The organism is Sulfurimonas indica, assembly GCF_009192995.1.
GTDB classification, from domain to species: Bacteria; Campylobacterota; Campylobacteria; order Campylobacterales; family Sulfurimonadaceae; genus Sulfurimonas; species Sulfurimonas indica.
The window spans coordinates 14,025-33,047 of record NZ_SDID01000008.1; the positions used below are offsets into that span (position 1 = coordinate 14,025).

Sequence of the window (19,023 nt, forward strand, 5' to 3'; positions counted from 1 at the left end):
TATGCTTCCTGATTTTGCCCAATGGAGTCTTGATGCAATTCGTGCGGAGGGTGGGAGTCTTTCGTGGCTTGAAGAGTACCGTTTTGAATGGTCCAAAACTACCGCTTTTGCATTAGAACAGATTCTTAACGGTAAAACCGTAATTTTAATTACCGATGAGAAGCGAAAATGGTTGGAGCACTACATCTTAAGTGCTATCAACTCTATCTCTTTTGATCGTCCACTCATTCCTATCATCAGTATAGAGAGTATCTATCCGCATTACAATAATATCAGTGGTGGAGAGATGATTGATATGCTTGATGATATGATAGCACTCTCTTACAAAAATGACTACTTTTTTTGGTACATTGGTAAAGGGGATGACAAAAGAAGTGACATCGCAAAAAGAAAAGATGAGAGTTATTTTTGGATATTTGACGAAGATTTTAACAATGCTTTTACATTGAAATCGTATGATCCTGTCTTGGACATCAAGCTTTTACAGCTCTATCGTCTTTTTGATGCATCTCTGAGTGCAACGATGTTTGGAGAGGTAGATGCAAGCTCCTAATCTTCTCAAGGGACATATCCTTATCACAAGCGAGATTGAGAGTGAGATAGAGAGATTAGAGCAGGAGTTAAAACCGCTGCGGGTTGTGAAGTTCTTTGAAGAGAACTTTAAAATCGAACATGCAAAGCTTGTGACTGGGGAGGCATATATCAGTGAGTCACAAACAAAATATATCATTATTGCTGCTATCGAATTCACTGCAGTTGCACAAAATGCACTGCTCAAACTCTTAGAAGAGCCTCCAAAAAACATTGAATTCATCATTATCTCTCCGACAAAATCAAATCTACTTCCTACCGTACGTTCACGTTTACCTATTTTAAAACAGTCTGGGGACCATACGCAAGAAGTTTTAGATATTAATCTTGCAAAGTTGGATTATAAAGAGGTCTTTCGTTTTTTAAAAGAGCATAGCAGAGTCTCTAAAAACGAAGCAAAAGCATTAGTTGAAGCACTTTTTTATAGAGCAACTGTAGTAGATATGTTAATACTCACAGAAAAACAGTTGGAAAATTTTGATATGGCATATCGTCTACTAGATTTAAATGCAAGAGCGCAAAGTGTTTTTGCAATGCTTTTGATGAGCTTTGCGGGAGAGAGAGGATGATAGTAAAGCAGCTTTCAAATGAGATCGATATCAAAAGATATCTGAAAAACTTAGGTGTTGATGGCGGCGGTATCCATATTTTGGCATCAAAGGCAAAGATACATCTCATAGAGATAAAAGATCTGCATGTAGGTGCGGCAAATATCTTGAAACAGGATGCGCTCTCAATAGGGGCAGACTTGGCAGTACCTCGCGGGACAGTAATAGCAAAAGAGCCAAAAGTTGACTGCCTACTTATAGCAAGTACAAAAGCACTTGAAGTTTTGGCTAGAAAAGAGCTTGCTCAGCCATTTGGACTCAAAGATTTAGCAGGAAGGCTAAAGGTCATTGCCAAAACAAAGAAGCCGTATCAGACAAAAATCATGGGTGTGATAAATGCCAATGATGACAGTTTTTTCGCCGGGAGTAGATTTCAAAGCTCTGATGCGATTAGAAGTATTGAGAAGATGATCGAAGAGGGTGCGGATATTATTGATATCGGTGCGGTCTCTTCTCGTCCAAATGCAGCAGAGGTTTCGGTAGAAGAAGAACTTTCGCGTCTGAAACCTATTGTGGATTTGATACAAGAGCAGAAACTTTATGAAAAAGTAACTTTTAGTATAGACAGCTATGAGCCTAAAGCTATTTTTTATGCACTAGAGAGAGGTTTTAGCATTGTCAATGACATTACAGGTCTGCAAAATGATGCTGTATGCAGACTTGCTGCAGAGTATCAAGCTGAAGTTGTCATCATGCATATGCAGGGAAATCCGCAGACAATGCAGAAAAACCCCTCTTATGTCGATGTCATTGATGATATTTATCAGTTTTTTACGAAGCGTATAGAAAAAGCACAGGGCTTTGGAATTGATAATATTGTTTTGGATGTTGGTATCGGTTTTGGGAAAACCTTAGAGCATAATCTCTTACTGCTTAAGCACTTAGAGCATTTTTTAACGTTGCAAAAACCACTGCTGGTCGGTGCCTCACGCAAGTCAATGATAGATAAGATTTTTCCTTCAAGCGTAGAAGAGAGACTGCCTGGAACATTGACACTTCATCTTGAAGCTATAAGAAACGGAGCATCTGTTTTACGTGTGCATGATGTTTATGAACATGCACAGGCTTTAAAAGTGCAAGAGGCACTTTTAAAGTTATAGCATTATTCCTCTAATTGTAAAGAATAAAAGTGCGGCTAAAACAGCAGCTGCAGGCACTGTAATTACCCATGCTGCAACAATTTTTTTAATGGCATCACGTTTTACGTATTGAACTTTTTGTACCCGTTTAATGTGTTTTTTCGCAGATTTTATGACTTTTTCTTCTTTTTCTATCAGTCTGTAAAGCTCTACGATTCTTTTATAATCTTCTACCTCTTTCTCTTTTTTCCCAATAAGAGATTTCAGTTCAGTTTTGAGTTTATTGAGATTATGTTTCTCATCTTGAATGAGTTCTTTATCTTCTTCTATAGTTGTTGTAGTTTCAGTGAGATGCAGATACTCACGTAAGAAGCCAACACCAAAAACACCACCGATAGCGATATGAGTCGAGCTTACAGGAAGACCAAGCTGAGAAGCGATGATAACAGTAATAGAAGCTGCCATAGCAATAGAAAATGCACGTACCTGATCAAGTTCGGTAATCTCTGAACCAACTGTTTTGATGAGTTTCGGCCCATAGAGTGCCAGACCTATAGCAATACCAAAAGCACCAACACCCATAACCCACAGTGGAATACTCGCTTTTGAAGAGATACCGCCATTAACAACAGCATCATTGATAGCCGCTAGTGGACCGATTGCATTTGCAACATCATTGGCACCGTGAGCGAAGCTTAGAAGTGCTGCAGCAAAGACAAGAGGGATAGTAAAGAGTGTATTGACCGCTTCTTTAGAGTTTTTGATATTTGTCTGTGCAGCAAGTTTGCCTTTGAGGATAACATAGACAATAACACCTACGATGGCACCAATAATGAGTGCTGTTAGAAAAGATGGTTTTTTTGTCATTTCAATAGAGATCAAAGGAAGAAAGTTAAGGATTTCTACGACTTGAGGCCAGATCTTTTTGAGTCCTTTTAAAACAAGGTAAGTGACAAATGCCCAAGACATGAGAGCAACAAAAACAGGGACATACTGTTTTGCAGCTTTGATTTTATCATCTTTAAAGATGATGGTCTTTTTGATAGAGAATAAAAAAGCAGCTGCAATGACACCACCTAAAAGTGGTGAAATCACCCATGAGGCAGCGATTTTTGCCATAGTTGACCATGAAACGATGCTAAAGCCAGCAGCTGCAATACCAGCCCCCATAACACCACCGACAATCGAATGGGTAGTAGATACTGGGGCTTTCATAGCTGTTGCAAAATTAAGCCAAAGTGCAGCAGCTAGGAGTGCTGCCATCATTGCCCAGATAAACGGGTCTGCATTGCCACCAAAAGCGGAGATGTCAATAATGCCTTTTTTAATGGTCTTTACAACTTCACCACCGGCAATCAGTGCTCCACTTGCTTCAAATACAGCTGCAATCACAATGGCCATTGTCAGTGTCATTGCACGACTACCAACGGCAGGACCAACATTGTTAGCAACATCATTTGCACCAATGTTCATAGCCATATAAGCACCGATAAGTGCTGCAATCGCTAAAAACATGTTGTTAGAGATACCGCCATTACTTAAAAAAGTGTAGGTAAGAACACCTATCATAAAAAAGAGAGCGAGCCCTAAACGCGCTAAATCTGTTCCACTCTTCTTGAGAGCTTCTTTTTCAAGTTTGCTTATTGTTTCTATTTCCATGCTTGCTCCGCATTTTTTTTATAAGCAAAGTATAGTCTTTTTTTACTTGATATATGCTTTTATAATCTCTTGACGCTCTAGTGGTCTGTCTCCTCCAGATCTTCCTGTTGTCGCGACATCGCCCAGTTTCATCAAAGTTTTCATGGAAGCTTGGTCTACTACTTTTCCAAAGATAGTATAGCCGCCATTGAGCCAAGGAGTGGGTGCAGTTGTAATGAAGAATTGGCTGCCATTTGTATTTGGTCCATGGTTTGCCATAGCAAGAATACCGGCTTTATCAAAGATAAGGTTTGGTTTGAACTCATCTTTGAACTCTTTGTGCCAGATACTCTCTCCACCTCGTCCTGTCTCAGTTGGATCTCCACCTTGAATCATAAAGTTATGAATGATTCTGTGAAATGCAATACCATTGTAATAGCCCTCTTTTATATGGGTAACAAAGTTCTCGACTGCCAAAGGTGCTACATCAGGAAAAAGTTCAAGCTCAATTTTTCCCTGCGTCGTCTCTAAGACTACATGTGGGTTTTCTGTTGCAAGAAGATTGATATTGAGCACTAAAAGCAGTGCAAACAAGATTTTCTTCATTGGTATTACTCCTCTTCTTCAAAATCTAAACATACAGAGTTTATGCAGTAACGCAGACCCGTTGGTTCAGGTCCGTCCGGAAAGACATGTCCTAAGTGTGCGTCACACGTTGCACAACGCACTTCAATACGAATCATTCCGTGGCTCATATCTTTTACTTCAGTAACAGCATCCTCAATAGCTTCATAATAACTTGGCCAACCAGTTCCTGAGTCAAACTTTGTACTGGATTCAAAGAGAGGTGTCTTGCAGCAGATGCACTTGTAAGTGCCTTTATCTTTATTGTCATAATATTTTCCAGAAAATGGTGCTTCTGTACCATGTTGACGGCATACATAAAAAGCTTCAGGGGAGAGTTGCTCTCTCCATTCCTGTTCAGTCTTGATTACTTTCATATTTTTCCTTTAAGTTTTCTATTTCTTGAGACTCTTCTTCGTAAAGTATATGGAGTGTTTGGTTTGCAATATTGCATGCATACAAGAGCCGTTGTATATCGTCAAAACAGAGGTCCATCAAAATGGCATGTTTTGCTTCCAACTCTACAATATCATCATAAGTTGTAAGGAGTATGGAGTCTAATTTTTGTTCAGTGAGATGTTTAGATGCATCAAGTAGGAGAGTTTCATCTTCGATAAATGAATCTAAATCCTCTTGGAGCTTTTCTCTACTCTCTTGGCTACAAACAACGACTATATCAGCTGGATCTGCACTTTTGAGTAGTGAAGAGATCAGGTGTAAGGCTTTTGCGTGAGGGTTCGTTTGATAAAAATGAACCTCTCTCTCTGTTGGCAGGTAACTTTGTGTAAATGTAGATGTTGCCTCTTGAGAGCTGTCATTCACAAGTAATAAGTCGGACCTTTTTTGTATATGTTTAAGATATGCAAGAAAGTGAGAAGGCATGATATCTGCATCATCACAGATGATCAAATCTGCAGCATTAAAACTCTTTTGCATTAGTTTTTCATCAATATAAAGCGTATCTTCGAGTGATGGCATCTTTAATTTCATAAGATGTCTGTTGACAAGTTCAACAGGGGTTAAAATTTCAAAAGCCATCAAATCAATGTCAATAATTGCATGCTCTATTAACTCCAAGAAACGTTTGTGTAAGATCTCTTTAGAGAGGATAGTCGGTTTTATAAGAATGATCTTTTTTCGTTCTTCTTTAAAGAGTTCTTTTATGGATTTCAGCAGCAGTGTATAACTTTTACCGCTTTTTGGTGCTGCTGTAAGATTTTCTAACCTAGAGATTTTTCTATCGATAAACTCTCTTTGTTCTTCATTGCAGAGAGATACTGTATCTGCCTTTACAATAGCATATTGAACAAAGAGCGTTCCTAAAATAACATCTTTTGGAGGAAGGGTGTGATCCTCCGGTGCTGCACTTTGCAGTTTTTTAAATATCTCGGAAGTATCAGAGTCACTAAAGATGATCTTCTCTTTAGGCAGTATCTCCTGTAATGAATCATTTAAGTGCTCATATTCATCAGAACTTAAATTTTCCATTAAAAGATAGTTGAAAATTTCTACACCGTCATTATGTAAAAGCTCATTAAACTTCTTTTTGATGATAGCGTGCGTTTTGTCAAAAGCGAGTGTATTTTTCGAGTTTTCTACACTCTTTGCTTTGCTTGCTGTAGCATTTTTTAGATCATCATAAGACCACTCTTTTATCTCAAATATATAGATACCACGCAGGTCATCATATATCATCAAAGCAATTGGATAGCTCTCTTTATGGTGAAAAATCTCTTTGTGAGAGAAGACAACTAAGTTACTGTTTTGAGAAAGTGATTTTATTTTTTTTAATAACAAAGAATCAGGGACAATAAGTGCCTCTTCTTTTGTTTTAAAAAAGGAAGGTAGGAATGATAGTTTCATAGTAAGAATAAAATACCACCATTAAAGGTAGTAACGGTGGTATTTCAACAATTATTTACCAGCTGCAACGCGGTCTTTAAGACCTTTTCCAGCTTTAAATTTAGGAACCATTTTATCTTGAGTAGTGTACGTCTTGTCAGTACCAGGTACTTTACCACTTTTACCTTTTTGTAAAGCAGCAGTGAAGCTACCAAAACCAACTAAAGAAACATCTTCTTTTTTAACTAATGCAGATGTTACTGCGTCTGTGAATGCTTTGATTGCTGCTTCAGCCTCTACTTTAGTTTTGTAGTTACCGCACTCTTGTACTAATTCAACGAATTGCGCTTTATTCATAGATTTACCCTTGGATTAAAATTTTCCGAATTAAATAATTCAGCTAGAGATACTTTATAGTTTATTTGCTTAAATTTTTCTTCTTTTTGGCATATTTGAGTAAAAAATGTGATATTTTTGTTTCTTTTAGTCCATATCGTGCCTGTTTAAGGAGTTTTTTGAAGTTGAGTGTTGTAGGCTTAGAGATAATTAAAGCTGATAAATCTTTGAGCTTTTCATACTTTCCGACACTCTGAATTGATAAAAATACATCCTCTAAACCATCTCTTTCATTCTTTGTAAGCGCACCCATTATTTTTCCTCTAGTCTGTTGATTTTTCTCACTGCTCTAATGATCTCATCGTCATCCAACTTCCCCAACATCTTCATAACAACTGCAGCTGCCTGTGGTTTTGCACGGCCGAGTTTCCAGTCCTGATATGTACGCATAGAGACACCCAACTCATTAGCCATATCTTTGAGTGATATTTTCTTGCCGTTGTTTTGAGACTCTATCGAGTTATGAAGAATATTAAACAGATCATCAATTTGCATAAAAAAGATTATACGGTTTTAATACTTAAATATATATTTTATTTAAGATAAAATAGTTTAAATTGTATTAAAAAGTATAAATATAGAATAATAAACAAATAATAATGTGTTAAATATATAATAAAATATATATATTATACGGAAAACCGTATTCCAATAAGAAAAAAAAGTAAGAAAAAAATAGCCTTCAAAAAAGAAGGCTGAAAAAATTATTCGATTGTCAGAGAAATTGCGGGAGGAAGTAGGGTGATTTTATTCTCTTCGATTTTTAGGTGAAATGGAAGATAGGCTTTGGCATCTGTTTTATAGTGCAGTTCATGCTCTTTATCAATAGTAAAGACTATGTGATTGAGGCCTCGAAAAGGTTGCTCTACAGAAATAGTTGCGTTCTTGTAGGAGTTCTTAATACTTTTTTCTTCTGCTTTGAGCGAGGCTATCTCATCTTCTAAAAGTTTGAGATTGTCGTACTTGAAACGTTTTGCCTGCTCTAACTTGTATTTTAAATCATCCAACTCTTGTTTGATGTACTCTATTTTTGCTTTGAGCACAGGAATGTCTTGATAGCTGATCTTAAAAAGATTGTCCTCTCCACTTGCCAAACGAACAGTAATCGAGTTTGATGCATAAACCTTGAGGTTGTTCTTTGTATGCCCAATCGTTACATCTTGTGCATAAACCTGTCCGCCCAAAGAGGATTCGATATTGACTTTTGTTGCATGGATAATACCACCTTCAAGCAGACCTATTTCTGCCTTATGACAACGCAGGGTTCCTTTGTGCCGGTTTATCTTTGCAAATTTTGCATACTGTTTGGAGTCTTGGTGTGTCGCGCCTTTGATTTCAAGCTGCATGGCTTCAAGCCTTGAGTTCGCACCGACAAATCCTTCAACATGAATGGACTCTGAGACAAGCTCTACACCTTCACCGATAGAATCTTTGGTCGTGTCGTGCTGTGCTACGATAATATCAATATTGTTCCCCTCGTCTTCCGTGTCAATAATATGCTTATTACGTGATATCTCATGTAGTCGGAGTCTATTATCTACGGAGAGTTTTACTCCATCATAGTGTACATAACCACGATTGATACTGATGTAGCGTTTTGAATTGTTGTCCTCTTCAATACGTACAGATTTTGGGTCAATCTCTACATGGATATCAGAGTTTTGGGCATAGACAGTATCAATGTTTTTACCATAAGCATTAAGACCGTTTCGCCCATACAGCGGTTTTTTGTACTCGATAAGTATCTCATCTTTGTCAACCTCGATGATCATACTGTCATGTTCTTTCTCTTTAAACCAGAATATAACTTTGCTCTCACGTGAGATAATAGGCTCAATTCCTTCAAAAAGAGGAATCTTTACTTTTTTTGTAAATTTACTGGCATAGAGATATTTCACAAAATTTTTGAGTGTTTTTTTCATTTTCTCATCAAAGAGTTGGATGAGGATCTTATTGGAGGCTTTGATTTTATTTATCTCAATGTAAAGAAGTCGTAACAACTCTACAGGTTTGTAAAGTTTGTAGGGTATTTTTGATTTAGGAGAGAGAATCAGTTTAGGGTGTGTTGCATACCTGCCATAGTCAATGCTATAGAGCAACTCTACTTCCTGCTTCTCTTTTTGCATAGCTGTAATTGTATATATCTGAGCAAACTCGACATGTTCATTGATTATTTTGTCTCTATCAAGGTATTCAAGAAGGCGCTCTTTTGTATAGTGCTCAAACTCATGGCTTCTGTTGTTCTGAACAAGTGTTTCTACTTTGTTTATTGTAAAATCACACTCTGAAATAGGAAGGAGATTATCTGTAGCATAGCGACTCAGCGCATCTTTTATATGCTTTGTTTTGATAAGCTCTTTTGTCGGCATCTGCTTAATACTCTAAAAGATCACTGTAGTCATATTTTGAAAAGTTCAGATAGAGTTTGCCGTTTTGTTTGATGATGCGTACATCTTTGTCATAGACAGCAAGAAATCTTTTTTTGATGATTTTTCGCTGATAAGGTTCAAGATCAAGTCTTTTGAGGTACTCTTTTAACTCTACAATCTCATCTTCTGTTTTTTTCTCTTTTTTACTTATTTTTGTATCGACCACAGTGTCCACATCGTGGATAGTCTGTGAGTTTTGCGTAAGCAGTTGTCTGTTCATTAGCTCTAGGATATTTTTTAATTGCTCATCTTTTTTAGAGTAAACCTGTTCTATCTTATTCATCTCATCACGTAGCATTTGCTCTTTGTCATCAATGAGCTTGTCGATTTTTGCTTCAAGTTGAATGATTTTTTCTTTAAGTTGCTGATTCTCTTTTTGATAGAGTGAGAGTACCATGGCAACTGTTGTTTTTGGTTTTTGTGGCATCTGTTTCACCTCTTTGTCTTGCTGTTTTGCTTCTTGTGTCTGTTCTTTTTTCTCTTTATGAATTGCTTCTCTTTTTTCTTTATCAAGTGAGCTTCTTGTAACAATGATGTAAGTTACTCCATCTTCTATGATATAGTTGAGTTTTTTTGCACGCAGCTTGGAGTTTATCATCTCTTTGGACATTTTAAAGTGTTTGGAATACTCATCTAAAGTCAGTCTCATCTTGTTTGCTCCTTTATGCTGCAGCTTTTAAAATTTATATTTTGGAGGAGTAATTATACCTGATTTTCTCATCCATACTAAATAGCCTCGTTTTGTTAAGTTATGTTTGTCTTTAAAGACATAGGCTTCAGAGTGTTTAAACTCCCTTCTTTGTAAAAGTTCATTGTAATCTTCTCTTTTTTTGAGAAATTTTTTAAGATGTTCATATGCGATGTCAGAGACCATAACCGTTGAGATGGTAAAATCTTTTAACTCTAAATATCTCGCACAGTCGTTAAGACCGTCTCCTATAAAGTTTTTATGTCCTAAAATGTCACGAAACTGCTTGACTCCACCGGTATGAACTGCAATGCGAATACCATGAAAGTAAGGGAACATCTTTGCAATCTGGTCTGAGAAGTGGTTGAAACTCAGTCCAAGAATTACACCGTAGCCTTTGTACTTTGGATTGAGTATGCAGTAAAAACCGTCTCCTGTCGGAATAAAACCCATGATAAAACTCTCTAAAACTATCTCAGAATGAGAGAGCATCTTCTCAATAACCTTACGGTAACTGCGTGTTAAAAACGAGATGATTTCAAGCTGCTGTTGTGAATCAAGTTTGGAAAAGTCAATGATGTCTATTAAAACAATATCGGTAGTGATCTCTCTTTTTGTTGTCATAATCAATTCTAACATAAAGTTGTTTTAAATGAACTATAGATTATAATTCCAAAAATAGACTTCTTGCACAATTTTTATTAGTTTCAAAGAACTAAAAAACGGTAAGATAATGTAAAATAAATTTTTAGGGAATAAAATGAGCAAAGGTATCTTAGATATTGTAAAACCGGGTGTACTTTTTGGTGAAGATGTTTTAAAAGTTTATAATCACGCAAAAGAGAATGGGTATGCACTTCCAGCAGTGAACGTAGTAAATACAGAATCATTGAATGGTGTGTTAGAAGCTGCAAAAAAAGCAAATTCGCCTGTTATTGTACAGTTTAGTAACGGCGGAGCACAATTTTATGCAGGTAAAGGGCTAAGCAATGAGAATGAAAGAGCTGCCATTTTAGGTGCTGTCAGTGGTGCTATTCATACACATATGATGGCAGAAGCTTACGGTGTACCTGTCATTTTACATACAGACCATGCTGCAAAAAAACTCCTACCGTGGATAAATGCACTCTTAGAAGCTGGTGAGAACTATTATAAAACTCAAGGAAAACCTCTCTTCTCATCACATATGTTAGACCTCTCTGAAGAGCCTTTGGCAGAGAACATTGGTATCTCCAAAGCTTACTTGGAGCGAATGAGTAAAATCGGTATGCATATTGAGATAGAACTTGGTGTAACAGGCGGAGAAGAAGATGGTGTTGACAATACAAACATTGATAATGCACTGCTTTATACACAGCCAGAAGAAGTAGCACTTGCATATAAAGAGCTCAGTGAGATCTCTCCTAATTTTACAATTGCTGCATCATTTGGAAATGTGCATGGTGTTTATAAGCCGGGGAATGTTCAGCTGACTCCTAAGATATTAGATAACTCTCAAAAGTACATTGAAGAGAAGATGTCAACTGAGAAAAAACCTGTAAACTTTGTTTTCCATGGCGGTTCGGGTTCACTTCCTTCAGAGATCTCAGAAGCTATTTCTTACGGTGTTATTAAAATGAACATCGATACTGATACACAATGGGCAACATGGAATGGCGTGAAAAACTATGTTGAGAAATATCATGACTACCTTCAAGCGCAAATCGGGAACCCAGAGGGTGAAGATAAACCAAATAAAAAATACTACGATCCTAGAAAATGGCTGCGTGCAGGTCAAGAGTCTTTAGTAGAGCGTGTTCTTCAAGCCTACAAAGATCTCAATGCAATGGATAGAAACTAAGCTTAGTTTCTCTCTTTAGCTTCTTGATGGATATTCTCAAGAGAATTGAGGTGAGGGTTTTCTCCGTAGTGTCTAAAGAGAAGCTGTCTTAATTTATTAAGGTTAAATCTCCAAAATCTTTCTTTATCAAAGGCTTCATGATTTGTCATTAACTCATGAAGTACTTTTTCATCAGGGGTCTCCTCTAAATCTTTTAAAACTCTGTGCATATGTTCTATAAGATAGTTGTGTGAATCCTCTCCGGTATCATCATCTTCGAGAGTTCGGTTGATTAAAAAAGGGTACATCTTCCAAATACTAAATATCAGTGCGATGATAAAAGCTATCATCATCCATGTTGAAGTACTTATCTCCATTAAAAACCTTTTGTCAGTATTGCTAAAATCTTAATTATAGAACAATTTTGATAAAATAGCGTACTATGAATGAAAAGAATGATAAAGTATTTACAAAACCGATAAAAAAACAGTTTGAATTTGATGAAGAGGTAGCCGCTGTCTTTGATGATATGCTAGAGCGCAGTGTTCCTTTTTATAAAGAGAGCCAGAAAATCACAAAGTTTTTTGCACTAAAAGCACTGCGTGAGAATGGGGTCTTATATGACCTAGGATGCTCAACTGCATCACTGCTTATTGATATTCACAGAGATTTAAACACTCCTGCAACACTCATAGGTCTTGATAACTCAGAAGCAATGTTAGAGCGTGCACAAAGAAAGATAGAAGCCTTTGGTGCTAATGTGCATGTCGCAAATGCGGATATTTTGGAGTATGATTATAAAAAGGCAGATGTTTTTATTTCAAACTATACACTGCAGTTTATAAGACCGCTCGTGCGAGAAGAACTTGTTACAAAAATTGCGGATGCACTTACAGAAACAGGAGTTTTTATCTTTAGTGAGAAAATCATTTCACATCACGCTAAATTAAATAAAGATTTGATAGAGTGTTATTATGACTTTAAAAAAGATCAAGGCTACTCGGAGTATGAGATAATGCAAAAACGGGAAGCCTTGGAGAATGTTTTAGTTCCTTACAGTGAAGAGGAAAATATCATTATGGTGAAAAATGCTGGTTTTTCACATTGTGAAGTGATTTTTCGATGGGCAAATTTTGCTACATTTATAGCGATAAAGTAGAAATAAATATGAGATTTTTTATACCACTACTAATAATTTTACTCTCTTGTTTTAGCGGATGTATGCAAGAAGAGCCTGCTCCAAAAATTCTAACAGATACTCCTGTTGCTAAAAATATAGAAACGAATAATTCTCTATCAGAAGATACAAAGCCTGCAAAAGCAAAAGAGCATACACTTACAGTTCAGAGTGTCGAAGGTGCCCGTGTGAGAATTTTGAATATAAAACCGAAATATCATGATGGTATGCAACTAAAAAGTGGTAAGTACCTTATAGAGGTTACAAAAAGAGGATATAAAAAGTATAAGAAATGGATTAACCTTGAAGATGATTTGGTTTTACATATCTCCTTATCGAAAAACAAAAATCCTTACGATACTCAATACTTCAAGTATGTAACAAAGATAGAGTGGGAAAGCCATCATGATCTCTTTACTTTGGAGTATGACAGTAAAAACAAGCTTATATGGGCATTACAAAGTGCATATGTCGATTATGTAAAGCAGAAATATCCAAAGAGAATTCTCAAAAATACACTCTATGCAAAAGGCACACCTTGGCCGAAAATCTATGAAACAAAGATAGATACCTTAATATATACAGGGTACTTCAGATACAGAGGAAGGAACTTTCTTTTTAAAAATAAAAACAGTATAACACTTTACAAGGCAGGGAAAAAAGAGCAAAAAGCAAAGCGTGTGGCACATTTAAGTAAACTGGAAGTCAATTCAATGGTGCAATATTGGAGACTTCCAAAAGAAAAAGAGCTACTGCGTGCAAACCCTTTTGCAAAATATCAGAAGTACTTTCAGGTAAGCTACAGTCGTTATAAAAATGTTACTTTCAATCTGCCAATTTTGTGTACAAAACTTAAAAAAGGCTCGTACTACTCAAACTGTAGCGTTGTCTATACCTACAATGAAAAAACAGGATTGTATGATGGGAAGAGAATTAATCAGGCTAAGCATATTGATGCAAAGGATGGACTCTACTTTGCACTCAACCATGCAAAAAATTTCGCACTTGTGACACCGGTGAGAGCTATTAGTACAAGGTATGACAAGATTATTTTTGACACTAGAATCAATGGCGAACAAAAACTTGCTGCTTTGACAACACTGTTGATTCAAGAGAGTCTGCAGAAGAAGAAACAGAAAGTGAAAAACATTGCAAATATGATGGCATCAAAAGCAATGCATATGATTTTTGGAGATCCTAAAGTAAGTGGCAGAAAGCTTTATGCTTCATCAAATGATTTTAGCAGAGTTTTAAAAAGAAAGAGAAAAACGGTTGCAAAAGCCATCTTTCGTGTGAAAAATCAAAAGCTTTATCTCTCTGCCCTGAAATAAGAGGAGATAAATTACCAAACATTGGAAGTAGGCTCAGGCTCTTTTTTCTTAATGGCTTCCTTCATCTCTTTGTAGGTAATGATATCATCTTCACCACACTCTTTATGATAGTATCCTTGCAGGTCATAGTACTCTTTACAATCACTGTAGTATTTCATAGATATACCGTGTTTGTTCACACAGGCAGAGAAAAAGAGTGTCGTTAATAAGAGTGTTAATAGTAGGATGCTTTTTTTCATATCACTTATAAAGCAAGGTTTATACCTAAACTTTAAAACTCTCTTTTGTTTTGCAGAGGTCTGTTAAAAAACACTCATCGCATTTTGGATTTTTGGCTCTGCAGATATAGCGTCCAAAGAGTACCATTCCCTGATGTAGAGCATGCAAGTCATTTTTAAATTTTTTAACCAAAGTTGCTTCTGTGGCTTTGGCAGTTTTGTCATCACTAAGACCTAAACGGTGTGAGACACGAAAAACATGAGTATCGACTGCCATAAGATTGGCTCCTGTATATTCAATCATCACGACATTTGCTGTTTTTTGTCCGACACCTGCAAGTGTTTGGAGGTCTTTTTCATTCATCGGAATCTCTCCGCCATAGACTTCGACAACACGTTGCGCCATCTTAATGATATTCTTTGCTTTGTTATTAAAAAAAGAACAAGTGTTAATGAGTGCTTTGACATCTTCAATATCGGCCTCTGCCAATGCTTCTGGAGTGGGGTATTTTTCAAAAAGTGCAGGTGTTATCAGGTTTACCCGTTTATCTGTACACTGTGCAGAGAGGGCGACAGCAATAACAAGCTCATAGGCATTTTTATATTCCAGCTCTGTTACAGCGTCACTGTATCTTTCGACAAATCTTTTATGTATTTCTGTTATCTCTTTTTTTGTTGCTTTTTTCATAAAATGGATTTTAGCACTTTTTTGTGTTATAATCAAAATTACGACATTTTTTTTGGGGATAAACTTATGGGTATTTTTTCAATCTTTTTTGGCTTAAAAGAGAAGAGCTGTGAGCCGGTCATTGTAGAAGATGATGTGTCAGAATATTTAGATAACAACTTTTTTCGACATATCGTTGATACAAATGAGAGTATGACACTCTGCTTTTTAGGAGGCGAAGGATGGATATGGGCCAACAAACACTTTTTAGAAGCGATGTCCTACCACGATATCAATGACTTTAAAAGAGAAAATGAGAGTATCAGAGATATCTTTTTAAATGAGAGTGAAGAGATATTTACAGAGTCAGATAAAAGCTGGCTTGACTATATCAAAAAATACAAGAGTGATGGATACCGTGTCAGTATAACTTCAAAAGAGACAAATGAAGTACTTGTCATCGATGCATTTTGTAGTATCTACCCGCACAATAAAAATCTTTATATTTTAGAGCTGAAAGATATGACAGCACTGCATAAGGCACAGCTAAAAATAAAAGAGGTCGAGAAGCTTAAAACGAAATTTTTGGCAAATATCGGACATGAGTTTAGAACACCGATGAATGGTATTTTAGGCTTTGTAGAACTTTTAAAAGAGACAAACTTAGATCAAAAACAGCTTGAATATATCAATATGATCTCCAAATCATCAAAAAGCCTAATGTCCAATATTGAAATACTTTTAGATCTCTCTCAGCTTCAAGGTGGCCGTCTCACTTTACAAAATGAAGAGTTCAATATTCTACCAGAGATGGAAGAACTTATATACAATTTTTATAAAATGGGAGAGGAAAAAGGGGTTAAAGTTCTCTCTTTTATTGACCCGAAACTTCCTAAAGTACTCACAGGTGATATGAAGAAAATCTTACAGATTATGAGTGCCATTACACAAAATGCTGTCAAGTTCACACCACGTGGAGCTAAAGTAATCATAGAAGTGAAACTGCTCAAACGTGCACAAAATGGAGACTGCAGTATAGGCTTTGGTGTTAAAGATAACGGCAAGGGTATCTCAGAAAAACAGATAGCATTTATGTATGAGCCGTTTACTGCAGGAAATCATGCAGACCAGAGAATGGGAGTAGGGCTTAGCCTCTCCTACGGACTTGCAAAACTTATGGGCTCAGAGCTTCGTATCAACAGTGAAAAAGAGAGCGGTACCTATGTAAACTTTGTGCTTAATTTTAAACGTTCTGAGGGGCAGAATTTTAAAATGATGCCAAAAAGAAAAGTAAAAGTGCTGCTACTTGATAAAAGTAGGGTGGATGAGGCAAACTTTTTGACAATTTATCTGCGTGCATTTGCTATTGATGTTATCAAGTCAAACTTATTAGATGAATCGCTCTATGATGATATAGATGCACTCTATATAGTGGCAAATCAGAACGATTCATCCTGGATGCTGGAGCTTGGGACATATTCGAAAAAGGCGCCTATCATACTTCTTTTAGATGAAGGTGAGAGATTACAGACAAAACTGACACACATTGTTGATGAGACGGTTCATAAACCGCTTTTACCAAGCAGTATGGCAAAACACCTTTATGCGATTCATAAATTTGAAACAGTTTCAGAAGAAGTGCCAGAGTTGAATCTAAAACAGAAAATCAAAGCATTGGTTGTCGAAGACAACTTGATTAACCAGCGCCTCATTCAGTTGTTATTGCAGGAGTATGATATTATGGTTGCAACAGCGGCAAATGGCTTGGAAGCAGTTGATATGACAAAGAAAAATAAGTTTGATATTATCTTTATGGATATTGATATGCCTGAGATGAATGGTATTGTTGCAACAAAACAGATAAAGGATCAACTCTCAAGAAAAACGAAACTTCCAATTGTTGCACTTACAGCAATGGCGATGGAGGGTGACCGTGAGATGTTACTGAGTGAAGGTTTGGATGATTATCTCTCCAAACCATTAACGCGTGAAAAGTTAGAGTCTATCTTAGATAAATATCTGAAAGTTCCTGTATAAATGAGAGTTGTTTAATAACCGTTAATATAAACTTATTAAACTTTTCATAACTAATTACAAGGAACTAGAATGAATAAAGTTACGATTTTACTTGCAGCACTACTCTTAACTGGTGTAGTGGCATCAGCAAAAACTTTAGTAAGTGTTAACGGAAAACCAATCACTCAAGAGGAAGTTGACCAAGAGTTAATGCAGGCTACACAGGGTAGATTTAATCAGGTGCCGGCTGATCGTCAGGCAGCATTCAGACAGCAGGTTCTTCAACAGCTTATAGGTAAAGAGCTTATTTATGATGATGCCAAAAAATCCGGTATCACGAAATCTGCAGAGTATAAAGCAGAGTACAAAAAACTTGAACAGAGAATGAAAAAAGAGCTTGCTATCCAAGTTTGGCAAAAAAAGCTGCTTGATGGTATTAAAATCTCAAACAAAGAACTAAAAGATTATTACAATAAAAATATTGATGAGTTTAGAGAAAAAGAGTCTGTTCATGCACGTCATATTTTAGTAAAAACAGAAGATGAAGCGAAAAAAATCATTGCACAGTTGAAATCTTTAAGCGGTAATAAACTCAAAGAGAAGTTTATAGAACTTGCGAAGAAAGAGTCAACTGGACCAAGTGGCCCAAATGGTGGAGATTTAGGTTATTTTTCAAAAGGGCAAATGGTACCTGCATTTAATGATAAAGTATTTTCTATGAAAAAAGGTACAGTTACAAAAGAACCTGTAAAGACTCAGTTCGGGTATCATGTAATCTATTTAGAAGATAAAAAACCATCAATGACAAGAAGTTTCAATGAAGTAAAAGCATTTATTGAACAACGTCTGAAAATGGAAAAGTTTAAAGAAGTTATGAAGAAAAAAATGGATGAACTTCAAAAAAAAGCTACTATCAAGTAAGCAGCCATGCAAACTTCTCCTCTGTCTAAAATCTTTTTAGATGGAAGAGAGTTCCTTGTCAAACGAGATGATTTGATCGACCCTTATTTGGCAGGAAACAAATACAGAAAACTCTATACACTTTTACAAACTCCAAAAGAAAAATATACTACAGTCATCTCTTACGGTGGAACACAATCCAATGCCATGCTTGCAATCGCTGCTTTATGTAAACACAAAGAGTGGCAGTTTATCTATTATACAAAAGAGCTTTCACACAGACAAAAAGAAAATCCGCTTGGAAACTATGCTGAGGCACTTCGTCTTGGAATGCAGCACAAAGAGATAAGCAGTGAACTCTATAGAGATTTTATTGTTTCACTGCGCTTGAACTTAGATGAGAAGAGTTTTGTAATAGACCAAGGCGGTGCAGTGCAAGAAGCAAAAGCAGGTCTTGATGTTTTAGCTACTGAGTTGCGTGAGCAATTACAGAAACTCCCTCATATAAAAGCAGTGGCTACTCCATCAGGAACAGGAACAACTGCTCTTTTTTTAGCTAAAGCATTGCCTGAGTATAGAATTTATACTACACCTTGTGTTGGAGATATCGTGTATCTGAAAGAACAGATGCTGGCACTTTCTGAAATACCAGATAATCTAATGATTTTAAAGCCAAAAAAGAAGTATCATTTTGCAAAACCCTATAAAGAATTTTATGAAATATATAAAAAACTGCTAGCAGCAGGAGTTGCATTTGATCTGCTCTATGCACCTGCTATGTGGCTGAGCCTTTTGGAACATACTGATGAAGCAATTCTCTATATTCATAGTGGTGGCGTGAGTGGGAACAGCTCTATGTTAGAACGCTATAGAAAATTTGACAAAGAGTGACTCAAGGAGTATAATAGTTAGGCTTCTTACAAAACTTCTAAGAAGTCTAGTGACTTTTGCAACTAAAGTAGCAAAGCAAAAAGTGAAAAAATTCTATACTTATGCCAGA

Annotated in this window: 22 protein-coding genes; 9 read left to right on the top strand and 13 right to left on the bottom strand. The window is 36.4% G+C overall.

Annotation, left to right across the window (positions count from 1 at the left end; translation table 11 throughout):
• Window position 1: 1 nt before the first annotated feature.
• Genes ES948_RS05350 through folP form a run of 3 tightly spaced genes read left to right on the top strand, consistent with a single transcriptional unit; the run spans window position 2 to window position 2,299 of the window.
• Complete coding sequence (locus ES948_RS05350; RefSeq protein WP_152183918.1) at window positions 2–553, top strand: HobA family DNA replication regulator; 552 nt, start codon at window positions 2–4, stop codon at window positions 551–553.
• On the top strand, window positions 540–1,160 hold the full coding sequence (locus ES948_RS05355) for a DNA polymerase III subunit delta' (protein ID WP_152183919.1): 621 nt from the start codon (window positions 540–542) through the stop codon (window positions 1,158–1,160). The genes ES948_RS05350 and ES948_RS05355 overlap by 14 nt, the downstream gene beginning before the upstream one ends.
• Window positions 1,157–2,299, top strand: coding sequence for a dihydropteroate synthase (folP, locus tag ES948_RS05360; protein WP_152183920.1), 1,143 nt, complete (start codon window positions 1,157–1,159; stop codon window positions 2,297–2,299). Before ES948_RS05355 ends, folP begins: the two co-directional genes overlap by 4 nt.
• Here folP and ES948_RS05365 read toward each other — a convergent pair.
• From ES948_RS05365 to ES948_RS05410, 10 genes are all read right to left on the bottom strand, one after another.
• On the bottom strand, window positions 2,294–3,937 hold the full coding sequence (locus ES948_RS05365) for an inorganic phosphate transporter (protein ID WP_152183921.1): 1,644 nt from the start codon (window positions 3,935–3,937) through the stop codon (window positions 2,294–2,296). The genes folP and ES948_RS05365 overlap by 6 nt on opposite strands.
• A 42-nt stretch (window positions 3,938–3,979) precedes the next feature.
• On the bottom strand, window positions 3,980–4,522 hold the full coding sequence (locus tag ES948_RS05370) for a peptidylprolyl isomerase (RefSeq protein ID WP_152183922.1): 543 nt from the start codon (window positions 4,520–4,522) through the stop codon (window positions 3,980–3,982).
• 5 nt (window positions 4,523–4,527) lie between these two features.
• Window positions 4,528–4,917 carry a peptide-methionine (R)-S-oxide reductase MsrB gene (msrB, locus tag ES948_RS05375; RefSeq protein WP_152183923.1) on the bottom strand — a complete coding sequence of 130 codons (390 nt, stop codon included), beginning with the start codon at window positions 4,915–4,917 and terminating at the stop codon, window positions 4,528–4,530.
• Complete coding sequence (locus ES948_RS05380; RefSeq protein WP_152183924.1) at window positions 4,898–6,403, bottom strand: hypothetical protein; 1,506 nt, start codon at window positions 6,401–6,403, stop codon at window positions 4,898–4,900. Before ES948_RS05380 ends, msrB begins: the two co-directional genes overlap by 20 nt.
• A 51-nt stretch (window positions 6,404–6,454) precedes the next feature.
• On the bottom strand, window positions 6,455–6,739 hold the full coding sequence (locus ES948_RS05385; protein ID WP_152183925.1) for an HU family DNA-binding protein: 285 nt from the start codon (window positions 6,737–6,739) through the stop codon (window positions 6,455–6,457).
• Window positions 6,740–6,800: 61 nt separating this feature from the next.
• A complete protein-coding gene (locus tag ES948_RS05390) occupies window positions 6,801–7,031 on the bottom strand; it encodes a hypothetical protein (protein ID WP_152183926.1) in 231 nt (76 codons plus the stop codon).
• Window positions 7,031–7,273 carry a helix-turn-helix domain-containing protein gene (locus tag ES948_RS05395; RefSeq protein ID WP_152183927.1) on the bottom strand — a complete coding sequence of 81 codons (243 nt, stop codon included), beginning with the start codon at window positions 7,271–7,273 and terminating at the stop codon, window positions 7,031–7,033. The genes ES948_RS05390 and ES948_RS05395 overlap by 1 nt, the downstream gene beginning before the upstream one ends.
• A 209-nt stretch (window positions 7,274–7,482) precedes the next feature.
• Window positions 7,483–9,147 carry a flagellar assembly protein A gene (locus tag ES948_RS05400; RefSeq protein ID WP_152183928.1) on the bottom strand — a complete coding sequence of 555 codons (1,665 nt, stop codon included), beginning with the start codon at window positions 9,145–9,147 and terminating at the stop codon, window positions 7,483–7,485.
• Window positions 9,148–9,151: 4 nt separating this feature from the next.
• The gene (locus ES948_RS05405) at window positions 9,152–9,856 is read right to left on the bottom strand and encodes a hypothetical protein (RefSeq protein ID WP_152183929.1); all 705 of its coding nucleotides are present in this window, start codon (window positions 9,854–9,856) and stop codon (window positions 9,152–9,154) included.
• Window positions 9,857–9,883: 27 nt separating this feature from the next.
• Window positions 9,884–10,534 (bottom strand): hypothetical protein, encoded by a 651-nt coding sequence (locus tag ES948_RS05410; RefSeq protein ID WP_246153824.1) that lies wholly within the window; start codon window positions 10,532–10,534, stop codon window positions 9,884–9,886.
• Between the two features lie 121 nt (window positions 10,535–10,655).
• On the opposite strand from ES948_RS05410, the gene fbaA reads away from it, so the two are divergent.
• Window positions 10,656–11,735, top strand: a complete 1,080-nt coding sequence (gene fbaA, locus ES948_RS05415; protein WP_152183930.1) for a class II fructose-bisphosphate aldolase — start codon at window positions 10,656–10,658, stop codon at window positions 11,733–11,735.
• A 2-nt stretch (window positions 11,736–11,737) separates the two neighbouring features.
• On the opposite strand, the gene ES948_RS05420 is transcribed toward fbaA, so the two are convergent.
• A complete protein-coding gene (locus tag ES948_RS05420) occupies window positions 11,738–12,091 on the bottom strand; it encodes a hypothetical protein (RefSeq protein ID WP_152183931.1) in 354 nt (117 codons plus the stop codon).
• Window positions 12,092–12,156: 65 nt separating this feature from the next.
• On the opposite strand from ES948_RS05420, the gene cmoA reads away from it, so the two are divergent.
• Together cmoA and ES948_RS05430 are read left to right on the top strand one after the other, a co-directional pair.
• Window positions 12,157–12,873, top strand: coding sequence for a carboxy-S-adenosyl-L-methionine synthase CmoA (cmoA, locus tag ES948_RS05425; protein ID WP_152183932.1), 717 nt, complete (start codon window positions 12,157–12,159; stop codon window positions 12,871–12,873).
• 8 nt (window positions 12,874–12,881) lie between these two features.
• Window positions 12,882–14,222 (top strand): hypothetical protein, encoded by a 1,341-nt coding sequence (locus ES948_RS05430; protein WP_152183933.1) that lies wholly within the window; start codon window positions 12,882–12,884, stop codon window positions 14,220–14,222.
• Between the two features lie 11 nt (window positions 14,223–14,233).
• Here ES948_RS05430 and ES948_RS05435 read toward each other — a convergent pair whose 3' ends face one another.
• Together ES948_RS05435 and nth are read right to left on the bottom strand one after the other, a co-directional pair.
• Window positions 14,234–14,461 carry a hypothetical protein gene (locus tag ES948_RS05435; RefSeq protein WP_152183934.1) on the bottom strand — a complete coding sequence of 76 codons (228 nt, stop codon included), beginning with the start codon at window positions 14,459–14,461 and terminating at the stop codon, window positions 14,234–14,236.
• 25 nt (window positions 14,462–14,486) lie between these two features.
• Window positions 14,487–15,128: an endonuclease III gene (gene nth / locus ES948_RS05440; RefSeq protein ID WP_152183935.1), complete on the bottom strand. Its 642-nt coding sequence runs from the start codon at window positions 15,126–15,128 to the stop codon at window positions 14,487–14,489.
• A 66-nt stretch (window positions 15,129–15,194) separates the two neighbouring features.
• On the opposite strand from nth, the gene ES948_RS05445 reads away from it, so the two are divergent.
• The 3 genes from ES948_RS05445 (at window position 15,195) to ES948_RS05455 (ending at window position 18,914) form a co-directional block, all read left to right on the top strand.
• Window positions 15,195–17,144: a response regulator gene (locus tag ES948_RS05445; RefSeq protein ID WP_152183936.1), complete on the top strand. Its 1,950-nt coding sequence runs from the start codon at window positions 15,195–15,197 to the stop codon at window positions 17,142–17,144.
• A 69-nt stretch (window positions 17,145–17,213) separates the two neighbouring features.
• Window positions 17,214–18,044, top strand: coding sequence for a peptidylprolyl isomerase (locus ES948_RS05450; RefSeq protein WP_152183937.1), 831 nt, complete (start codon window positions 17,214–17,216; stop codon window positions 18,042–18,044).
• A gap of 6 nt (window positions 18,045–18,050) precedes the next feature.
• A complete protein-coding gene (locus ES948_RS05455) occupies window positions 18,051–18,914 on the top strand; it encodes a pyridoxal-phosphate dependent enzyme (protein WP_152183938.1) in 864 nt (287 codons plus the stop codon).
• Window positions 18,915–19,023: the final 109 nt, after the last annotated feature.